Origin of the sequence: Streptomyces sp. x-80 (genome assembly GCF_046549095.1) — a bacterium.
Taxonomy (GTDB): domain Bacteria; phylum Actinomycetota; class Actinomycetes; order Streptomycetales; family Streptomycetaceae; genus Streptomyces; species Streptomyces celluloflavus.
Genome location: NZ_JAJPWM010000013.1, coordinates 209,680 through 227,288, shown reverse-complemented (window position 1 = coordinate 227,288; position 17,609 = coordinate 209,680). Strand labels below are relative to the sequence as shown.

The window sequence follows — 17,609 nt, the reverse complement described above, 5'->3', positions numbered from 1 at the left end:
CTCAGCCCTTGGCCACGGCGCGCAGCCGGTCCACGACATCGGCCCGCAGTTCGGCGGGTTCCAGCACCACCACGTCCGGCCCGAACTCCACCAGCCAGGCGTCGAGTCCGCGTCCGTTGGGGATCTCCAGCTCGTCCCAGCCGTCACCCAGCGCCCGGACGGCGAGCGCGCGGGCGCGCAGCGGATAGCCGTGGTCGGCGCGGAGCTTGATCCGGGCCGTACCGGTGGCGGTCTCACCCGCCCAGCTCTCGACCGTCTCGCGGACGGTGACGTGATCGGGCACCGGCGCGGTGAACGCCCCCTGCCGGGAACGGACCCGGCCGGTGATCCGGGAGAGCCGGAAGACCCGCTCGGCCCGCCGGTCCCGGTCCCAGCCCGCGACGTACCAGTGGCCTCGCCAGCACTCCAGGATCCACGGTTCGACCTGCCGCGGCTCGGGGCGGGCGGCGTTGGACTTGCGGTAGTCGAAGACCACTGGACGGCGGTCCCGGCAGGCCAGCATCAGCGGCTCGAAGGCAGCTTCATGGGCGGGGATACGGGGTTCGAGCGCACTGTGCGGCTGCCCCGCGTCGAAGTCGCCGTCGTCGGCGGCCAGCGGCATCCCGGCCGCCCGCAGCTTCTGCAACGCGCCACTGGCGGCACCGGCCAGCCGGGCCTGCTGCCAGATCTTGGCGGCCAGCCCCAGGGCGGCCGCCTCCTCCGCGTCCAGCGTGATCGGGGGCAGCCGGTTGCTGTCGCGGCGGGCGAGATAGCCGACCTCACCGTCGATGCTGTCGACGGTCTCGATGACCAGGCCCAGCTCGCGCAGATCGTCCTTGTCCCGCTCGAACATGCGGTTGAACGAGTCGTCGCTGTTCGCCTCGATGTACGCCTCGATGGACGACCGCAGTTCGCGCTTGGCCAGCGGGCGGCGCGTCCCCAGCAGGCACAGCGCGAGGTTCATCAGCCGCTCGGCCTTGGCAATCGCCATCGACGCCCTTTCTCGTGGCACTCCCGACCGTTGACCGTACCGTCCAGGCTGCTCACGGCAAAAGCCGAGGGTCCGTGCCTGGGCAGGCACGGACCCTCGGACGCGTCAGCGGCGATCTCAGACGGAGACCAGGTCGCAGACGAAGATCAGCGTCTCGCCCGGGGCGATCCGGCCGCCGCCGGCGCCGCGGTCACCGTACGCGAGGTGCGGCGGGATGGTCAGCCGGCGGCGACCGCCGACCTTCATGCCCTGCACGCCCTGGTCCCAACCGGAGATGACCTGGCCGGCGCCCAGCTGGAACTGGAGCGGGGTGCCGCGGTTCCAGCTGGCGTCGAACTCCTCACCGGTGCTGAAGGCGACGCCCACATAGTGGACGGCGACCGTGGCCCCGGCCTGCGCGACCGGCCCGTCGCCCTCCCACACGTCCACGATTTCCAGCTCGGTGGGAGCCTGGCCCTCGGGGAAGTCGATCTCGGGCTTGTCGATGCTCACGAATGTGCTCCTACTTACGAATCACGACGATTACTGCGACAGTCTGGCAGACCGCGGTCAGACGGTGCCGACGACGTCGACCACGAAGACCAGGGTGTTCTTCGCCAGCTCGTGCTGCGGGCTCGCGCCGTAACCCAGCTTCGGCGGGATCACGATCTCCACCCGGTCACCGACGTGCTTGCCGACCAGCGCCTTGTCCCAGCCCTGGACGACCTGACCCGTGCCGATCTGGAAGGCGGTCGCGCCACCGTGGTCCCAGGACGAGTCGAACTTCTTGCCGTCCTCCCACTTCACACCGGTGTACTGCGCGATCAGCCCGTCGCCGGCCTTCACCTCGGGGCCCTTGCCCTTGATGAGGACCTGCTCCTTGAGATCGGTCGGCGCCTTCTCCCCCTTGGGGACGGTGATCGTCGCGGCCTTCTCGTCCGCGGCCTTCACCTCGGGCATACCGCTCTCCGGCGCCGTCTGCTCGCCCTCGGCCTTGGCCTTCTTGTCGACCTTCTTCGCGCCGACCACATCGACGACCCACACCAGGCCGTCCTCGGGCTTGATGCCCGACTGCGGGTTCAGCCCCTCGCCGATCAGCGCCTTGGCGGTGCCCTCGACCTCGAAGCGGCTGCCGACCTTCTGCCCGGCCACCGCGGACATCACCTTCGGCGGCAGCATCTGCTGGGTCATCTGGTCGGTGACCTCGCTGACGACCTGGGTACGCGGCGCACCCGGCTTGGAACCGGGCTGCGGCGTCCAGCTGCTGCCGAGGTTCTGGCCCTTCATCGTCTGGGCGGCGAAGTCCAGCCGGACCAGATCACCCTTCTTGACTACCTCGCCCTTGCCCTCGATGAGGTTCTTGGTGACGGCCTTGTCGGCGGGCTTGGCGTCCTTGGGCACGGTGATCGTCGGCTTCGCCCCCTCCTTGCCCTCCACCTTGACGACGGCTCCGTCGGACGAGCCCTTGCCGTCGTCGGACCCGCAAGCAGCGGTGAACAGCAGGATGGGCACGGTCAGCGCCGCGGCGGCGGCGCGACGGGTGTTCTTCGTGAGGTTCATCAGTCCAACTCGGGCTCGTGGGGTGGGTGGGCAATGCCCGCCACTCTACGACCTGTCCTTCGGGGTGTTTCCCGGTGCGACACAGCAATGTGCCGAGAACCCACAGGTCCTCGGCACACCACGGCATTCCCTCCGGTCACATCCCGGCGATCAGCTTCTCCACCCGGTCGTCCACGGACCGGAACGGGTCCTTGCACAGCACCGTGCGCTGCGCCTGATCATTGAGCTTGAGATGCACCCAGTCGACCGTGAAATCACGGCGCTGTTCCTGCGCCCGGCGAATGAAGTCGCCGCGCAGCCGGGCCCGGGTGGTCTGCGGCGGTACCGATTTCCCTTCGAAGATCTTCAGATCGTTGCAGACCCGCGCCGCCTGTCCCTTCCGTTCCAGGAGGTAATACAGCCCCCGACGGCGGTGGATATCGTGATACGCGAGATCTATCTGCGCCACCCGCGGGTGGGACATGGTGATGTTGTTCTTCGCCCGGTACCGCTCGATGAGCTGATGTTTCATCACCCAGTCGATCTCGGTCGAGATACGGTCCAGGGCCTGGTCCCGGATCGCCTCCAGAGTGCGGCCCCACAGTTCCAGGACCCGCTCCACGGTGCCCGTACGGATTCCGCGGCGCTCGCAGAAGTCGACGGCTTTCTCGTAGTACTCCTGCTGGACTTCGAGGGCCGAGGCTTCCCGGCCGCTGGCCAGCCGCACCTTGCGCTGGCCGGTGATGTCGTGGCTGACCTCACGGATGGCCCGGATCGGGTTCTCCAGCGTCAGATCGCGCATCACCGTGCCCGCCTCGATCATGCGCAGGACGAGATCGGTGGCCCCGACCTTGAGCAGCATGGTCGTCTCGGACATGTTGGAGTCGCCGACGATGACGTGCAGCCGGCGGTAGCGCTCGGCGTCGGCGTGCGGTTCGTCGCGGGTGTTGATGATCGGGCGGGAGCGGGTCGTCGCGGAGGAGACGCCCTCCCAGATGTGCTCCGCGCGCTGGCTGACGCAGTAGACCGCGCCCCGCGGGGTCTGCAACACCTTGCCCGCGCCGCACAGCAGCTGACGGGTGACAAGGAAGGGAATGAGAATGTCCGCGAGCCGGGAGAACTCACCGTGGCGGGCGACGAGATAGTTCTCGTGGCAGCCGTAGGAGTTCCCGGCGGAATCGGTGTTGTTCTTGAAGAGATAGACGTCGCCCGCGATTCCCTCCTCGTGCAAGCGGCGTTCTGCGTCGACGAGCAAGCCTTCGAGAATGCGTTCACCGGCCTTGTCGTGGGTGACCAGCTCGGTCACGTTGTCGCACTCGGGAGTTGCGTATTCCGGATGCGAACCCACGTCCAGGTACAGGCGGGCGCCGTTCCGCAGGAAGACATTGCTGCTGCGGCCCCATGACACAACACGGCGGAAGAGGTACCGCGCCACTTCGTCAGGCGACAGTCGGCGCTGTCCCCTGAACGTGCACGTGACGCCGTACTCGTTCTCCAGCCCGAAAATGCGGCGGTCCATGACTGAACATTACGCCTGATGGCCTGCTCTGAAACCGGGTTCGACAGCCCCGTTTCGATCATTTTCCGCCGGTCCCGCGCCTTCCTCGTGCGACCCGGGATCCCCCAGGAAGCGTTTCGTCGACAAAAGAACGAGCAGCGCGGCGATCCCCCCGGCGCCCGCCACCGCGAAACCGGCCGTCGCCCCGCCGTGCTCCACCGCCGGACCCACCACCGAGGTGCCCACCGCCGAGCCGACCCCGAAGGTCGTCACCAGCCACGAAAATGCCTCCGTCACCGTGCCCTTGGGCGCGTGCCGGTCCACGACCACGAACGCGCAGGCCAGTGCGGGCGCCAGGAACACCCCCGCGACACCGGTCAGCGCCGTCATCCCGGCGACCCCCGGGGTCAGCGCCAGCGGCAGATACCCCAGCGCCAGCAGGGCGACGAGCAGCCGCAGCCGGTTCTCCGGCAGCCCCGGCCACGCGCGGGCGCCGTAGACGACGCCGCCGGCCAGCGCACCGGCCCCCAGCGCGGAGAGCAGCCAGCTGGAAACCATGCCGCCACCGTGCTCATCGGCGTACGCCACCGCCGCGACCGCGATGGAGCCGAGCGCCAGCCCGACGAAGAAGAACGCACCGATCAGCACCAGCAGCCCGGCGGAGCGCAGCGCGCCCAGCCAGTGCGCCTCACGCGGCGCGCTGCGCCACTGCCGCGACGGCGGGGAGAGCACGACGGAGAGCGCGCCGAGCACCCCGATCAGGTTGATGACCAGCAGCGCGAACCGCTCCGACCAGACCGCCACGCACAGCGTGACCAGCAACGGTCCCACCGCGAACATGACTTCCTGCGCGACCGCGTCCAGCGCGTACGCGGCGTGCACCCGGTCCGCGCGCTTGAGCACCCCGGGCCACAGGGCCCGCAGACCACCCTCCAGGGGCGGCGTGCAGAGACCGGCGATCACCACGGCGACGAAGGCGAGCCACAGCACGTCGAGGCCGACGGCGGCGAGCAGCGCCATCCCCAGCGCGGAGAGGACCGAGGCGGGCAGCATCACCCGCGGCTGCCCGTAGACGTCCACGGCCCGGCCGAGCAGCGGCTGACCGATGGCGTTGGAGATCCCGTAGGCCGCGGAGAGCACGCCGGCGAGCGCATAGCTGCCGCCCTCGGCGCGGACGAAGAGCACCACGGCGAGCGCCGCGGTGGCGTTCGGCAGCCTGCCGACCAGGGTCCCCGCCAGGAGCCGGGCCGCGTGCCGGGTCCTGAGCAGCTCCGCATATCCCGCGGCCATCCCTGCCCCTTTGCGTCCGGTTCCGTCCGGATCGGCCGGACGTGTTACGTATAACGTGCGGCGTTATACGTACCATGACGACAGCCCGCGGGTCCACCCCGCAGCGGAGAGCGCAAGGAGCGAACCACCGGTGACCAGCGACAAGGCCCCGACCCGGGCCCACCGCGAGCCGCCCCGCCGGACCCCCGGGGAGACCGGACGGCCGTCCGCGGCGCCGGCGGCCGGACCGGGGACGCCACCGCCACCGGTCACCCCGGGCACCTCCGGCGGACCGAACGCCCCGGACACGCCGGGTAGCTCCACCGCCCCGCCCACTGCGCCGCCGGCCGCCCCGCGCACCACCAGCCGGGACGTCGCCCGCGCCGCCGGGGTCTCCCAGGCCGCTGTCTCCCTCGTCCTGGGCGACAAATGGCGCGGCCGGGTCTCCCCCGCCAAAGCCGAAGCGGTCCGCGCCGCCGCCCGCGACCTGGGCTACCGCCCCAATCTCGCGGCCCGCAACCTGCGCATGGGAAGCACCCGCACCGTGCTCCTCGTCGTCCCCGCGCTCACCACCGAGTTCTTCGCCCGGGTCTACACCGGAGCGGCCCGGGTCGCCGCCGACCACGGTTTCGGTGTGGTGCTCTACCCGTCCCCCGAGGGCATAGGACCGGCCCGCGACCCCTTCGCCTCCGCAGCGGCCACCCTGGACGGTGTGCTCGCCTCGTCCATGGCCGCCGACGCGCTCACCGCCCTGCGCACCGCCGGACTGCCCCTGGTGATGCTGGACAGCGACCCGGACGACGAGCGGGCCGCCGCCACCGTGAACCTCGACATCGCCGGCGGCGTCCGGCAGTTGGCGGCCCATCTGCTCGGCCTCGGCCACCGCCGTCTCGCCCATCTCGCGGCTGATGTGGACTCCTGGACCTTCGCGCTGCGCGCCCGCACGCTCGACGCGGCGCTCGGCGAGGTCCCGGGCGCGGTGCTGCGCCGCGAGCCGGCCGAGCTCAGTGTGGCGGCCGGTCTGCACGCGGCGCACACCGTACTGACCGGCCCCGGCCCGCGCCCCACGGCGCTGCTCTGTGACGACGACATCCTGGCCGCCGGCGCGCTCAAGGCCGTCCGCCGACTGGGCCTGCGGGTACCGGAGGACGTCTCCGTCACCGGCTTCGACGATCTGGCCCTCGCGGTAGCGGTCGAACCGGAGCTGACGACCGTACGGCTGCCCGCCGAGGAGTTCGGCGAGGCCGGTATGCGGGCGCTGCTGGCGGTACTCGACGGCGGGCCGGCCGCGGTCCCCGCCCTGCCGGTCGAGCTGGTCGCCCGGGGCTCCACGGCCCCGCCGTCGGCCGCCGGCGCCCCGCTCCGGAACGGGAACGCCGTGCGCCCCGGCGGGCGTTGACCCACCGGGGCGCACGGCCCGGACCCACAGCCCGGTTGCGGTACTAGTCCTTCGCGTCCGACGATCCGCCGGGCTCCTCCGGGGAGTCCGCGCCGGGTGTGCCGGAGCCGCCCTTCCGCGTGGCGCCGTTGCCCTTGGCACCAGTGCCCTTGGCCCCGTTGTCCTTGGTGCCCTTGCCGGACGGCCCGGCCGCGCCTCCCGCGTCCGACGATTCCTCGGCGCCCGCGTCCGCCACGGGCTTCGCGCCGGCCGCCGGGGCGTTCTCCTCCAGCAGCCGGGAGAGCTGACGCCCCAGGATCCGCTTGAACTTCCGCTGCTGCGGCCGCGTACGGTCCAGCGTCGCGACCTCAAGGTGTTCGGCGGTCAGTGTGCGCTCACCGCCGTTGTTGTCGCGCGACAGCGAATCGACGGCCAGCCTCAGCGCCTCGCCCAGCGTCATACCGTCGCGGTGCCGCTGGTCGAGATAGTTGCTGATCTGATCGGCGTTGCCGCCCACCGCGACCGAGCCGTGCTCGTCCACGATCGAGCCGTCGTGCGGCAGCCGGTAGATCTGGTCGTCCTCGGCGGCGTTGCCGACCTCGGCGACGATCAGCTCGACCTCGTACGGCTTCTCGGCGGCGCTGGAGAAGATCGTGCCGAGCGTCTGGGCGTAGACATTGGCGAGACCGCGCGCGGTCACGTCCGCACGGTCGTACGTATAGCCCCGCAGATCGGCATAGCGCACGCCACCGATCCGCAGATTCTCGAACTCGTTGTATTTGCCGACCGCCGCGAAGGCGATGCGGTCATAGATCTCGCTGACCTTGTGCAGGGCGCGGGAGGGATTCTCGGCGACGAATACCACGCCGTCGGTGTACTGAAGCACCACGACGCTGCGGCCGCGTGCGATGCCCTTGCGGGCGTACTCGGCCCGATCGGCCATGGCCTGCTGGGGTGAGACATAGAACGGCGTCGACACCGGCTATCCGTCCCTTTCTGTCAAGAGCTCTATCAGTGGCGAATGCATTCCGGAACATCCGTCCCGTCAGAGCAGTTCGGCGCGCGGGCCGTCGGGCAGCTCCAGCCGGCCCTCGTGGATGGCGCGCGCGATCTCCGAGACCTCGGCTTCGGTGAACCTCCGGAAACCGTCCTCGGTGATGACCGTGACGATCGGGTAGATCCGCCGGATGAGATCGGGCCCACCGGTCGCCGCGTCGTCGTCCGCGGCGTCGTAGAGCGCCTGAACGACAGCCGTGGCGGCCTGGTTCTCCGAGAAATCGTGGCGGTAGAGCTTCTTCAGGGCGCCACGGGCGTAGACGGAACCGGATCCCGTCGCCGTGAAACCGTGCTCCTCGGACCGACCGCCGGTGACGTCATAGGAGAAAATGCGGCCCTTCTGCCGGTCCACGTCCCAGCCGGCGAACAGCGGCACCACGGCCAGGCCCTGCATGGCCATCCCGAGATTGCCGCGGATCATCGTGGAGAGACGGTTCGCCTTGCCCTCCAGGGAGAGTTGGGCGCCTTCCACCTTCTCGAAGTGCTCCAGCTCCAACTGGAACAGCTTCACCATCTCGACGGCGAGACCGGCCGTGCCGGCGATGCCGACCGCGGAGTACTCGTCGGCCGGGAAAACCTTCTCGATATCGCGCTGCGCGATGACATTGCCCATCGTCGCCCGCCGGTCACCGGCGAGCACCACGCCACCGGGGAAGGACGCCGCCACGATGGTCGTGCCGTGCGGCGCCTCGAAGGCACCCTGGACGACCGGCAACGGCCGGTTTCCCGGCAGCAGATCGGGAGAGTGCGCACCGAGGAAGTCCATGAACGACGAGGATCCAGGCGTCAGGAAGGCGGCTGGTAGACGCCCGGTGCTACGAGTGTTGGCTTCCACACGTTTCCTTCCGGATATTCGGCCGCCCGCCAAGGTGTCCGGCCGATCCTTGAATTGGCCCCTGCCTGCATTGCAGCCGAGGCTGAGTACGCCTCGGACCCTACCCGCCCTGTGGTCGTGATCCACGCGAGTTCCGGAACCGGACCGCGGACGCGGTACCTCCGGTGCGGACGCACCGCACCGGCCTGCCGCCGGGACGGCCCCTGCGGACTCCCGCCCGGCGGCCGCCCGCGCTCCCGGCACCGCGGGCGGCGTTCCGCGGAACGCCGCCGACGCGGCCACCGGGACCACGGCCGGCTACTCGCCGCCCTTCTGCACAAAGGACCGCACGAAGTCCTCTGCGTTCTCCTCCAGGACGTCGTCGATTTCGTCCAGCACCGAATCCACGTCGTCCGACAGCTTTTCCTGGCGCTCCTTGAGGTCCTCGGAAACTTCCGCGTCCTGCGTCTGCTCCTCGACCTCTTCGGTGGAACGCGTCGCCTTCTGCTGCCCGCCGCCGCTGTCCTTGGTCGCCATATCCCTCACCCCGCTCGGTTCGCCCCGCTCGATGTGACCTGCAAGATCAGACCCTACAAGCAGGGTCCGACATCGGCCCTGCACTTGGTGCAACGTCCGGGAGTCACCTCGATGATTCCCGCACGGTGGCCATTTCAGCCGCCGAACGGCAGCGGATCGCGGCGAATGTGCCGCGTATCCGCCCCGGCTCAGCGGCCGGAAAGCACCCGTACCAGTTCCTCGGCCGTACGGCACCGGTCCAGGAGCTCCTTGACGTGCTTGCGTGTGCCGCGCAGCGGCTCCAGTGTGGGCACCCGTTGCAGGGAGTCACGGCCCGGCAGGTCGAAGATGACCGAATCCCATGAGGCGGCCGCGACGTCGTCCGCGTACTGCTCCAGACAGCGGCCGCGGAAATAGGCCCTGGTGTCCTCCGGCGGCTTCAGCTGGGCCCGCACGACGTCGGGCTCGTCCAGCAGCCGCTGCATCTTGCCCCGGGCCGCCAGACGGTTGTACAGGCCCTTCTCCGACCGCACGTCGGCGTACTGGAGGTCGACGAGATGCAGCCGTGCGGCGTCCCAGCCCAGGCCGTCGCGCTGGCGGTAGCCCTCCATCAGCTCCCGCTTCGCCACCCAGTCCAGCTCACCCGACAGGCTCATCGGATCGTTCTCCAGCCGCCCGAGCACGTCCTCCCACCTGGTCAGGACGTCCTTCGTCTGATCGTCCGCATCCGCTCCGTAACGGTCCTCGACGTACTTGCGGGCCAGCTCGAAGTACTCCATCTGGAGCTGTACGGCGGTGAGCGTGCGACCGCTGCGGAGCGTGACCAGATGGTGCAGTGTGGGGTCGTGCGAGATCTGGTGGAGCGCGCGTACGGGCTGGTCGACGGCCAGGTCGACGGCGATGAAGCCGTCCTCGATCATGGAGAGCACCAGCGAGGTCGTGCCCAGCTTCAGGTACGTCGAGATCTCGGAGAGGTTGGCGTCGCCGATGATGACGTGCAGGCGGCGGTATTTCTCGGCGTCCGCGTGCGGCTCGTCGCGGGTGTTGATGATCGGCCGCTTGAGGGTCGTCTCCAGGCCGACCTCGACCTCGAAGTAGTCGGCGCGCTGGCTGAGCTGGAAGCCGTGCTCATGGCCGTCCTGGCCGATACCGACCCGGCCGGCGCCGGTGACCACCTGGCGCGATACGAAGAACGGGGTCAGGTGCCGCACGATGTCCGAGAAGGGGGTCTCCCGCTTCATCAGGTAGTTCTCGTGCGTGCCGTAGGAGGCGCCCTTGTTGTCGGTGTTGTTCTTGTAGAGGTGGATCGGCTGGGCGCCGGGGACCTGGGCGGCGCGCTCGGCGGCCTCGGCCATGACCCGTTCGCCGGCCTTGTCCCACAGCACCGCGTCGCGCGGATTGGTGACCTCGGGAGAGCTGTACTCGGGGTGCGCGTGGTCGACGTAGAGCCGGGCCCCGTTGGTGAGGATCACATTGGCGAGGCCGATGTCCTCGTCGGTGAGCTGGCTGGAATCGGCGGCCTCGCGGGCGAGGTCGAAGCCACGGGCGTCCCGCAGCGGGTTCTCCTCCTCGAAGTCCCAGCGGGCACGCCGTGCCCGGTGCATCGCGGCCGCGTAGGCGTTGACGACCTGGGACGAGGTGAGCATGGCATTGGCGTTCGGGTGACCGGGGACGGAGATCCCGTACTCCGTCTCGATGCCCATTACTCGCCGTACGGTCATGCGGCCCTCCTTGCCCGGCGGCGCCCCCGGACGGGGACGGCGCTCAAGTACCGCTGCGCTTCCGGTCCGTATGCGATCTCCGCTCCCGGACAGCGCGACGCGGCGGTACCGAAGAGCCTAGAACGCCTTTGCGGTGCTGGGGAGATCATTACAGTCATTGCTCCAGTCCGGTTTTCCCTGCTCCACCGTGCCCCATTGCGGGAACGGTCCGGGCGCCCCCGGAAAAGCAACCGGCTGCGGACGCCCCGTGCAGGACATCCGCAGCCGGAGAGCGGCGTTACAGGTATTGGCCGGTATTCGCCACGGTGTCGATGGAGCGACCGGTGTCCGCGCCCTGTTTTCCGGTGACCAGTGTGCGGATGTAGACGATCCGCTCACCCTTCTTACCGGAAATACGGGCCCAGTCGTCCGGATTGGTGGTATTGGGTAGGTCCTCGTTCTCCTTGAACTCGTCCACGCATGCCTGGAGCAGGTGGGAGACCCGCAGACCTTTCTGGTTGTGTTCGAGAAATGCCTTGATCGCCATTTTCTTGGCACGGCCGACGATGTTCTCGATCATGGCTCCGGAGTTGAAGTCCTTGAAGTAGAGGACTTCCTTGTCACCATTGGCGTAGGTGACCTCCAGGAAGCGGTTCTCCTCGGATTCCGCGTACATCTGCTCGACCACCGACTGGATCATCGCGCCGACCGCGGCCTTGCGCGAGTCGCCGTGCTCGGCGAGATCATCGGCGTGCAGCGGCAGCCGCTCCGTGAGGTACTTCGAGAAGATGTCCTTCGCCGCCTCCGCGTCCGGACGCTCGATCTTGATCTTCACATCGAGGCGGCCGGGGCGCAGGATGGCCGGGTCGATCATGTCCTCGCGGTTCGAGGCACCGATCACGATGACGTTTTCCAGGCCCTCCACGCCGTCGATCTCGGAGAGGAGCTGCGGGACGATGGTGTTCTCCACGTCCGAGCTGACCCCGGAGCCACGGGTGCGGAAGAGGGAGTCCATCTCGTCGAAGAAGACGATGACGGGGGTGCCCTCGCTCGCCTTTTCTCTCGCCCGCTGGAAGACCAGCCGGATGTGCCGCTCCGTCTCGCCGACGTACTTGTTGAGCAGCTCGGGGCCCTTGATGTTGAGGAAGAAGCTCTTCCCCGCGGGCTGCCCGGTCACCTCGGCGACCTTCTTGGCAAGGGAGTTGGCGACCGCCTTGGCGATGAGCGTCTTGCCGCAGCCGGGCGGGCCGTAGAGCAAAACGCCCTTGGGCGGGCGGAGTTCGTGTTCCTTGAAGAGGTCGGGGTAGAGGTACGGAAGCTCGACCGCGTCCCGGATCAGCTCGATCTGGCCGCTCAGGCCGCCGATCTTGGTGTAGTCGATGTCCGGGACCTCTTCGAGGACGAGTTCCTCGACCTCGCTCTTCGGGATCACTTCGTAGACGTAACCGGAGCGGGGTTCGAGCAGCAGGGCGTCGCCGGGGCGGATGGTGATGTCCAGCAGCGGCTCGGCGAGCCGCACCACCCGCTCCTCGTCCGTGTGCCCGATGACCAGGGCGCGCTCGCCGTCCTCAAGGATCTCCTTGAGGGTGACGATGTCCCCCGCGCTCTCGAACGTCATGGCCTCGACCACGTTGAGCGCTTCGTTGAGCATGACCTCCTGGCCGCGCCGGAGATCCTCGGTCTCCACGCCGGGACTGACATTCACCCGGAGCTTTCGACCGCCGGTGAAAATGTCGGCCGTACCGTCCTCGTTCGCCTGTAGGAAGACGCCGAAGCCGGCCGGCGGCTGCGCGAGCCGGTCGACTTCCTCCTTGAGCGCGACGATCTGGTCGCGGGCCTCGCGGAGTGTATTGGCGAGTCGCTCGTTCTGAGCGGAGACGCCGGCCAGGTTGGTCTGTAGCTCGACGATCCGCTCTTCGAGAATCCTCGTGTGCCGCGGAGAGTCGGCGAGCTTGCGTCGCAGGACGGCGATCTCCTGCTCAAGATAGGCAACCTGGCCGGCGGGATCTTCAGACCCTCGCCCCGGCCGGATGCCGCGGTTCATGTCGTCGTCGTGGGCTGCCACGGTCCTCACCTCCTCCAAGGAGCTGGACGCTTCCTGACCCTACCTGGGCCGGTGCAGGTTGAAACCCCTAGATCGAAAAGACTGTCGGGGTGTGTCCGATCTTCACCCTTGCGCACGTCCTCACGCCAAGGGAATACCCACCCAACAACATCGGAAAGCGAGCGGTTGTATCGTCGAGTCGGTCAACACCCGTCAGGGCTGGCACCACTTAGTCAAAATTGGTTCACGTAAGTAGGAACGGCAGGCGAGATGACCGCACAGGATGAAGCCCGTCCAGAGCTTGAAGTCTGGATCGACCAGGACCTGTGCACCGGCGACGGTATCTGCGCGCAGTACGCGCCGGAGGTCTTCGAGCTCGACATCGACGGCCTGGCCTATGTGAAGAGCGCCGATGACGAGCTCCTTCAGGACAAGGGCGCCACAACGCCCGTCCCGCTGACGCTGCTCAATGACGTACGGGACTCCGCCAAGGAGTGCCCGGGGGACTGCATTCACGTCCGCCGCGTCGCGGACCGGGTCGAGGTGTACGGTCCGGACGCGGAGTAGACACGGCGTCGACGAAGCGTAGGCGTGGCGTAGACACCACGGAAGACGCTCGTACGCCAGGTGACGGGTCAGGCACGCTCGGTGCTCGACAAGGCGGGAAGTTCGCTCTGGACGAACTTCCCGCCTTTCCATTGCCACTTGACGGCCGTGCGGACGTCGGGGCAGCAGCGCGGTACGTCGGTGGTGGAGTAGCCCAGGAGCGTCGCGGAGATCACGCCGCGCTTCAGGGTGAAGTCCTCGACGCTGAGCTTCCGGGCGGGCGCGAGCAGGGTGGCCACGATCCGCGGCGCGGCCTTGGCGCCGGCGGGCTGCGCGAGGACGTAGACGCCGCTGGGCGGAGTGCCGGCCTCGGTGTGGCAGCGGACCACGGCGACGGTCTCGGCCGTGCCGTCGCCGTCGAGGTCGCCGGACGCCTTCGTCACCACGTCGAGGCGGTTGGGGCCGCAGTCGACGGGAAAGGTCACTTTGGCCGGGTCCGGGGCCGCCGCGGCCCGCCGGCCGGTCCCGGCGTCGCCCGAGGTGGTGGCGGTGGCATCGGGCGGCTGGACGAAGGACGCGGCCGCGACGACAGCCGCGAGGGCGGCGGCGGTGACGAGCCAGTGCATGGGGCGGGGCTGGGTGTGCGGAAGGTCCGGGCCTGCCAAGGGCTGCACGCGGGGTAACTCCTGTGAAGAGCTGTGGCGGTGGGAGTGACCGGCATCGTTCCACAGGACGGGGCGCCGAGGAACCAGCCGGTCCGGAGTTTTGCGGGGAGAACGAAACAGCGCCGCCGACGGTTCCCGGGGGAACTCGTCGGCGGCGCCTGGTGGTTCGGTGTCCTGAGCGCGGGTCAGCCGCGCTCTCCGGAGCCGCTGCCCGCGGCCGCCGCACCGTCGGCCTTGCCGGGTCCGGTGTAGTCGTCGCCGTACGCGCCCTTGGCGGGCCGGCGGCGGCGCAGCGGGGGCTCGACGCCGTCGGCGAGGCGGCGGGCGGTGAGCAGGAAGCCGGTGTGGCCGATCATGCGGTGGTCGGGTCGGACGGCCAGGCCCTCGACGTGCCAGGTGCGGACCATGGATTCCCAGGCCGACGGCTCGTTGAAGGTGCCGTGCTCGCGGATCGCCTCGACGGTGCGGGCCAGCTGCGTGGTCGTGGCGACGTAGGCGCAGAGGATGCCGCCGGGGACCAGGGCCTTGGAGACAGCCTCCAGGCACTCCCAGGGGGCGAGCATGTCGAGGATGACGCGGTCGACGTCGGTGTCGGAGAGGTTGTCCTGGAGGTCACCGACGGTGAGCGTCCACGCGGGGTGCGGGCTGCCGAAGTAGCGCTCGACGTTCTGCGTGGCGATCTCGGCGAAGTCGGCGCGGCGCTCGTAGGAGTGCAGCATGCCGTGGTCGCCGATGGCGCGCAGCAGGAAGCTGCTGAGCGAGCCGGATCCCACCCCCGCCTCGACGACCCGGGCACCGGGGAAGATGTCGGCCATCGCCAGGATCTGCCCCGCGTCCTTGGGGTAGACCACGGCGGCGCCGCGGGGCATGGACAGGACGTAGTCGGGGAGCAGCGGGCGCAGCGCAAGGTAGGCGACGTTCCCGGTGGTACGGACAACACTGCCCTCGGGAGCACCGATCAGCTCGTCGTGGGGGAAGGCTCCCTTGTGGGTGTGGAAGCTTTTTCCCTCTTCGAGCGTGAAGGTGTAGTGGCGTCCCTTGGGGTCGGTGAGCTGGACCTGGTCCCCGACCTTGAAGGGCCCGCGACGGCGGGCGGCACCGGTCGGTTCGGACATGTGACCAGCCTACCGGCCCCTGGGGACGCCCGGGACCAGAGGGTTCCCGGCGGAGGGCCGGGCGGCTCAGGAGTGGCGGGCCATGGCGGAGACGAAGGCGCGTTCCACGTCCGCGGTGGACAGCACGCCGTAGATCTCGCCGGTGTCCTCGACCACGAGGTACTCGGTGGCGGGGGTGGCCCGCAGGTATTCGAGGAGGTCCTCGCCGGCGAGTTCGGCGGAGACCCGCATACCGTCCCTGAGGTCCTGGGCGAGGGTGCCGACGGCGACCCAGGGGCGGCGGTGCTCGGGGACGCCGACGATGGCGGCCTCGCGCACGAGGGCGGTGGGCTCGCCCTGACCGTCCACGACGACCAGGGCGCGGGCGCCGGCGTCGTTGGCGCGGCGCAGTGCCTCGGAGAGGGGGGTCTCGGTCTCGACGGGGACGGCGCGCCGGGTGAGATTGCGGGCCTGGAGGTCGGGGAGGCGTTCGCGCAGCCGGGCGACGCGCAGGCTGTTGCCCGCGCCGGTCCAGATGATGGCGGCGAGGATCGCCGCGAGCAGGGCGTCGGTGAGCGAGTCGGCGCCGCCGATCTCGGGGCGGGTGTTGCCGAGGGCGCCGGTGTGGGTGAGCAGGGGGAGGCCGATCAGGACCGTGACGGCGAGCGCACGGCCCACCCAGGCCGCGGCGACGGTGCCGCTCATGGGGTTGCCGGTGATCTTCCAGACGACGGCGCGCAGCATCCGGCCGCCGTCCAGCGGGAGGCCCGGGAGGAAGTTGAAGACGGCGACGATGAGGTTGGAGATCATCAGGCCGGCGAGCAGGACGCCGGGGACCGTACCGGGCTCGACCAGCTGCATACCGGCGTAGAAGACACCGGCGAGGACGAGGGAGAGCAGCGGGCCGACGAAGGCCAGGACGAACTCCCGGCCGGGGGTCTCGCTCTCCTTCTCGATCTCCGAGACGCCGCCGAAGAACTGGAGCTGGATGCGACGTACGGGGAGTTTGAAGCGGAGTGCCGCGACGGTGTGCGCCAGCTCGTGGATGAGCACCGAGGCGTAGAAGGCGACGGCGAAGAAGAGCGAGACGAGGTAGCGGGCGCTGCCCAGCTCGGGCAGTACGCGCTCCAGCTGGCCGCCGAAGACCCAGGTGATCAGGGCTGCGACGAGGAACCAGCTGGGGGCGACGTAGACGGGCACACCGAACGGGCGGCCCATGAGGATGCCGCCGCCGGGGCTCTGCTTCCCGCCGTCCGGCGCGGGCGCCCGGCGCTTCTTGCCGTCCTTGGGCGGCTTGGGCGGATGGGGCGGCTGGGGCTGCCCGGACTCCTGGGGGTCCTGCGGCTTCCCGCTCTCGTCCACGGCGTCCCCTCGTCGAAATACGGCCTTCGCACCTGCTCGGCGCGATCTCTCTCGATCATGCAGGGCAAAGGGGTCTGGCGTCGATGGTATGCGGAATGCGGTGTGGTGATCCGCCGCGGGGGCCCGGCGCCCGGACACCGTCCGGGACGGTGCGCAGTGTCAGTGGCGGGCCGTAGGGTCTTGTGGCATGGGAACGAGCACCGAGAAGGCCGGGGCGGCCACGCAGGGTGAACAGCGCGGGCCGGACCCGCGGCAGACCGCGGCCGGGCCGGGGGCGCCGCGCGGGCCGCAGCCGGGTGAGAGCTCGCCGGCGGGGGCCGGCGGGCGTCCGGTCGCGCTCTCCCCGTCGCGGGCGAGCGATTTCATGCAGTGCCCGCTGCTCTACCGCTTCCGGGTGATCGACAAGCTCCCGGAGAAGCCGAGCGCCGCGGCGACACGGGGCACGGTGGTGCACGCGGTGCTGGAGCGGCTCTTCGACGCGCCGGCCGCGGAGCGTACGGCGCCCGGGGCGCGAGCGATGGTGCCGGGCGAGTGGGAGAAGCTGCTGGCCAAGCGGCCGGAGCTGGCGGAGCTCTTCGAGGACGACCCCGGGGGCGAGCGGCTGGGGACGTGGCTGGCGGACGCCGAGGCGCTGGTGGAGCGGTGGTTCTCGCTGGAGGATCCGACGCGTCTGGAACCGGCCGACCGCGAGCTGTATGTGGAGACGGTGCTGGATTCCGGGCTCCGGCTGCGCGGGTTCATCGACCGGGTCGATATCGCGTCGACGGGCGAGGTGCGGATCGTCGACTACAAGACCGGCAAGGCGCCCCGGCCGGAGTACGCCGAGGGCGCGCTGTTCCAGATGAAGTTCTACGCGCTGGTGATGTGGCGGCTGCGGGGCACGGTGCCGCGGCGGTTGCAGCTGGTGTATCTGGGCAGCGGCGACGTGCGGACGTACGACCCGTCCGAGGCCGATCTGCGGGGTGTGGAGCGGAAGTTGCTGGCGCTGTGGGACGCGATCCAGCGGGCCACGGACTCCGGGGACTGGCGGCCGCGGCCGACCAAGCTCTGCGGCTGGTGCGACCACCAGGCGCACTGCCCGGAATTCGGCGGCACTCCCCCGGTCTATCCGCTGCCGGTCCGCCCGGCGGACGGCGACGGGGCGGCGCAGGGCAGAATGGAGCAGATCTAACGAAGGAG

The 17,609-nt window shown here is 69.7% G+C and carries 16 protein-coding genes and 1 pseudogene; 3 read left to right on the top strand and 14 right to left on the bottom strand.

Annotated elements, in window-relative coordinates; genetic code table 11:
• Position 1: 1 nt before the first annotated feature.
• From ACLJWH_RS26100 to ACLJWH_RS26080, 5 genes are all read right to left on the bottom strand, one after another.
• Complete coding sequence (locus ACLJWH_RS26100) at positions 2-970, bottom strand: helix-turn-helix transcriptional regulator (RefSeq protein ID WP_411144179.1); 969 nt, start codon at positions 968-970, stop codon at positions 2-4.
• Between the two features lie 117 nt (positions 971-1,087).
• The gene (locus ACLJWH_RS26095) at positions 1,088-1,462 is read right to left on the bottom strand and encodes an FKBP-type peptidyl-prolyl cis-trans isomerase (protein ID WP_411144178.1); all 375 of its coding nucleotides are present in this window, start codon (positions 1,460-1,462) and stop codon (positions 1,088-1,090) included.
• Positions 1,463-1,519: 57 nt separating this feature from the next.
• Positions 1,520-2,509 carry an FKBP-type peptidyl-prolyl cis-trans isomerase gene (locus tag ACLJWH_RS26090; RefSeq protein ID WP_411144177.1) on the bottom strand — a complete coding sequence of 330 codons (990 nt, stop codon included), beginning with the start codon at positions 2,507-2,509 and terminating at the stop codon, positions 1,520-1,522.
• Between the two features lie 136 nt (positions 2,510-2,645).
• The gene (gene pafA / locus ACLJWH_RS26085; RefSeq protein ID WP_052857604.1) at positions 2,646-4,007 is read right to left on the bottom strand and encodes a Pup--protein ligase; all 1,362 of its coding nucleotides are present in this window, start codon (positions 4,005-4,007) and stop codon (positions 2,646-2,648) included.
• Positions 4,008-4,016: 9 nt separating this feature from the next.
• On the bottom strand, positions 4,017-5,276 hold the full coding sequence (locus ACLJWH_RS26080) for an MFS transporter (protein WP_411144176.1): 1,260 nt from the start codon (positions 5,274-5,276) through the stop codon (positions 4,017-4,019).
• 130 nt (positions 5,277-5,406) lie between these two features.
• Between ACLJWH_RS26080 and ACLJWH_RS26075 the strand changes: the two genes are divergently transcribed.
• Positions 5,407-6,654 (top strand): LacI family DNA-binding transcriptional regulator, encoded by a 1,248-nt coding sequence (locus tag ACLJWH_RS26075; RefSeq protein ID WP_411144175.1) that lies wholly within the window; start codon positions 5,407-5,409, stop codon positions 6,652-6,654.
• 43 nt (positions 6,655-6,697) lie between these two features.
• Here the strand turns inward: ACLJWH_RS26075 and prcA are convergent, their stop codons facing one another.
• The 6 genes and pseudogenes from prcA to arc all read right to left on the bottom strand — a co-directional run bounded on the left by prcA (position 6,698) and on the right by arc (position 12,784).
• A complete protein-coding gene (prcA, locus tag ACLJWH_RS26070; RefSeq protein ID WP_411144174.1) occupies positions 6,698-7,612 on the bottom strand; it encodes a proteasome subunit alpha in 915 nt (304 codons plus the stop codon).
• Between the two features lie 66 nt (positions 7,613-7,678).
• On the bottom strand, positions 7,679-8,524 hold the full coding sequence (prcB, locus tag ACLJWH_RS26065) for a proteasome subunit beta (RefSeq protein ID WP_052857597.1): 846 nt from the start codon (positions 8,522-8,524) through the stop codon (positions 7,679-7,681).
• Between the two features lie 78 nt (positions 8,525-8,602).
• A pseudogene (locus ACLJWH_RS26060) lies at positions 8,603-8,650 on the bottom strand (hypothetical protein); the annotation flags it as partial.
• Between the two features lie 171 nt (positions 8,651-8,821).
• A complete protein-coding gene (locus tag ACLJWH_RS26055) occupies positions 8,822-9,040 on the bottom strand; it encodes a ubiquitin-like protein Pup (RefSeq protein WP_052857596.1) in 219 nt (72 codons plus the stop codon).
• Positions 9,041-9,228: 188 nt separating this feature from the next.
• Positions 9,229-10,740, bottom strand: a complete 1,512-nt coding sequence (gene dop, locus ACLJWH_RS26050; RefSeq protein WP_411144173.1) for a depupylase/deamidase Dop — start codon at positions 10,738-10,740, stop codon at positions 9,229-9,231.
• Between the two features lie 277 nt (positions 10,741-11,017).
• On the bottom strand, positions 11,018-12,784 hold the full coding sequence (gene arc, locus ACLJWH_RS26045; protein WP_411144172.1) for a proteasome ATPase: 1,767 nt from the start codon (positions 12,782-12,784) through the stop codon (positions 11,018-11,020).
• Positions 12,785-13,033: 249 nt separating this feature from the next.
• On the opposite strand from arc, the gene ACLJWH_RS26040 reads away from it, so the two are divergent.
• A complete protein-coding gene (locus ACLJWH_RS26040; protein ID WP_052857593.1) occupies positions 13,034-13,330 on the top strand; it encodes a ferredoxin in 297 nt (98 codons plus the stop codon).
• Positions 13,331-13,398: 68 nt separating this feature from the next.
• On the opposite strand, the gene ACLJWH_RS26035 is transcribed toward ACLJWH_RS26040, so the two are convergent.
• From ACLJWH_RS26035 to ACLJWH_RS26025, 3 genes are all read right to left on the bottom strand, one after another.
• Positions 13,399-13,983 carry a hypothetical protein gene (locus tag ACLJWH_RS26035; RefSeq protein ID WP_411144171.1) on the bottom strand — a complete coding sequence of 195 codons (585 nt, stop codon included), beginning with the start codon at positions 13,981-13,983 and terminating at the stop codon, positions 13,399-13,401.
• Between the two features lie 176 nt (positions 13,984-14,159).
• Positions 14,160-15,089, bottom strand: coding sequence for a tRNA (adenine-N1)-methyltransferase (locus ACLJWH_RS26030; RefSeq protein WP_411144170.1), 930 nt, complete (start codon positions 15,087-15,089; stop codon positions 14,160-14,162).
• 66 nt (positions 15,090-15,155) lie between these two features.
• Positions 15,156-16,430, bottom strand: coding sequence for a site-2 protease family protein (locus tag ACLJWH_RS26025; protein ID WP_411144169.1), 1,275 nt, complete (start codon positions 16,428-16,430; stop codon positions 15,156-15,158).
• 187 nt (positions 16,431-16,617) lie between these two features.
• Here ACLJWH_RS26025 and ACLJWH_RS26020 point away from each other — a divergent pair, with 187 nt between their 5' ends.
• Positions 16,618-17,601 carry a RecB family exonuclease gene (locus ACLJWH_RS26020; protein WP_411144168.1) on the top strand — a complete coding sequence of 328 codons (984 nt, stop codon included), beginning with the start codon at positions 16,618-16,620 and terminating at the stop codon, positions 17,599-17,601.
• Positions 17,602-17,609 lie beyond the last annotated feature (8 nt).